The sequence below is a fragment of the Candidatus Accumulibacter vicinus genome (genome assembly GCF_000584955.1).
Classification (GTDB): domain Bacteria; phylum Pseudomonadota; class Gammaproteobacteria; order Burkholderiales; family Rhodocyclaceae; genus Accumulibacter; species Accumulibacter vicinus.
On the sequence record NZ_JDSS02000049.1, the window covers coordinates 24,680 to 26,960 of the forward strand.

Genomic DNA, 2,281 nt, shown 5'->3' on the forward strand with positions numbered 1-2,281 from the left:
GTCGTCAGCGCAGCCTCGATAGCCGTGAGCCTGTCGATGATGGGCTGCATGTCGGCTGCGGGCGCAGCGGGATCGTCGGGGGGCGCAGCGTCGCTTTCCGGCGCGCTTTCCGGCGCGCGCCCCTGCAGAGTCTCGTCGATCTCGGCCTGTGCGGCGGCCTTGTCCGCCTCGTCGGCCGCATCGAATTCCGCCGCGGCCACAGCACGGCGCTTCAGCGCCAGGGCGCGCGGGCCGAAGCCGGCAACTTGCATGGCGCTGAGCACGTCGAGCTCGGTGAGCGTGTCGAAGATGTTGAAGTCGGTCGGCCACTCGGTGGTCACCCGGTTTGTGGTGCCCAGCGCTTGGTGGAACATCTTCCACATGCGGCGCTCGAGCGACTGCAGCCGCGAGGCGAACGATGCGAGGTCGCTGTTCAATCGCTCGAAGCGCAGTCGACGCGCGATGCCACTCTCTGCGGCGCCGCCTTCTGCGCTGGCCTCGTCCATCGCCACGCGACGTATGGCCTGCTGCATCGAGTCGATGACCCTCAGGTATGTCTCGGCGTTGCCCTGATCGGGTGAGATGAAGGCGGGCGTGTTGCCCTGGTGGGTCAGGATGGAGCTCGTGCCTATCGTGGCCACAGCGTCCATCACGTTTTGGTTGCCAGTCTGCGGCACCTGAAGCGTGAGGATCGAAAACGTCTGCGCAGCCAGCAGCTCCTCGAGCCGGCTGCGATGGTTGTAGATGCCGCGGCTCATGTCGGCAATCTGGGCGTACTTGCCGATGTGCGGGAAGCAGTCGCCGCTCTCGGTGAAGGGCAATACCGGGCACTGCCCGAAGCGGTGCTCGCCATTGGCCACGAGCTCGTCACCCGCGTGCAGAGCCCACCCTGCCGCCGTCCAGGTGCGGATGCAATCGCGGTGCTTGCCTGCGATGCGCTCCACTGTCCGCAGGCGCACTTCGGTGAACGCGCCGGATTCAGCGTCTACCTCGAAGCTGAGCAGGTCCTCTGGCATCAGGATGCGCAAGTAGGGCACCGCGCGGCGCTCGATCTGGTCCTGCAACGACCGCGGCGATGCATCGTCAGGCGCGCCCGGCATGTCCAGCAGCAGCAGCACCGAGCCGCGCGCCTTCGCGTGCATGGCCAGCTGAGAGAACACGCCGTCCAGGGGAGTTCCGCGCAAGTCGGCGTCGCCCAGCAGCAACTGTGCGAGCGGTGACTCAGTGCCTTGCCTCATCGGTCGACGCCGGCCGAGATAGCCGACGAACCGCTCACACGCCTCTCGTAAATGGTTCTCGTAGCTGGCCGTCGCTGCGCGGGCCGCGAACTTTTCCGGGCTCTCGCGGGGGTGGGGTACGAGGTGGCACGGGCCGGCCATCTTGGGAACCCGGCGCACCGCCTGCGTCGTGTTGCCGCCTGGGTCGCGTACCTGCACCGTCTCGTCGACCCAGACGATGCGCGGGGCGAAGCCGCCCACGCCATGGAAGGCCTCGGCCAGGAACTGGAACCGCGCCAGATCGGTGCTGGATGCGCTCATGGGCGCGCATGCTGCGTGCCGGGCGTCTCGCCGAGGCGCATTGCAAGAGAAAACGCGACTGGCGCGGCGAAACATTCTCGCTGCTGCGGCCGGCGTGAGACGACGAAGGCCCACCATGCGCGCCCAAGGCATGCCGGCGAGAAGCCGGGGCCGAGACGCACCGATTGCGCGGGATGCGCGATCAGTGCCGGGACAGCCCACTGGAAGCAACCCGCATGAATCTTTCTCTGGACGCCTACAAGGGCAAGATGCTGGATGACGAGACGTTGTCCGCGCTACTGGCCGACGTAGCCAAGCTGGTGGAGCCGCTGGAAGCCCGCGCCCTCAAGGCCGAGGACAAGGCGCGCAAGGCCGCTCAGGAGTCCATCGAGGGGCGCAAGGGCAAGGACGCACTGATCGCCAAGGCGCTCGAGAAGCTCGGTATCGAGAGCCCAGAAGACCTGGACAACCTCCCGGACGCCAAGGGGCAGGCCGAAGCGCTCAAGCAATTCGAGGCCAAGCTCAAGCGGTCCGAGCGGGATCTGGCGGAGCGCACCAAGAGCCTGGAAGAAATCACCACGCGGTACTCCACCGAGCGGCGCGAGCGAGCGATCTCCGAGCAGGTCAGCAAGCACTCTTTCATCGATGCCGACGACGTGCGCGCACTTGTCGGCGCACGGCTGAAGGAGGAGGGCGACGAGCTTCTGTTCGCCGGCCCTGACGGCCAGCTGATGCCGCTGGCTGATGGCGTGGCCTGGCTCGCCAAGGCCAAGCCGCACCTGGTG

The 2,281-nt window shown here is 67.2% G+C and carries 2 protein-coding genes; one reads left to right on the top strand and one right to left on the bottom strand.

Going from position 1 to position 2,281, the window contains the following annotated elements:
• Positions 1-1,517 (bottom strand): hypothetical protein (locus CAPSK01_RS19795; RefSeq protein ID WP_034930864.1); only part of this gene is annotated, 1,517 nt, incomplete at its 3' end.
• Positions 1,518-1,732: 215 nt separating this feature from the next.
• Here CAPSK01_RS19795 and CAPSK01_RS19800 point away from each other — a divergent pair.
• A partial coding sequence (locus tag CAPSK01_RS19800; RefSeq protein ID WP_034930866.1) for a hypothetical protein occupies positions 1,733-2,281 on the top strand: 549 nt, incomplete at its 3' end.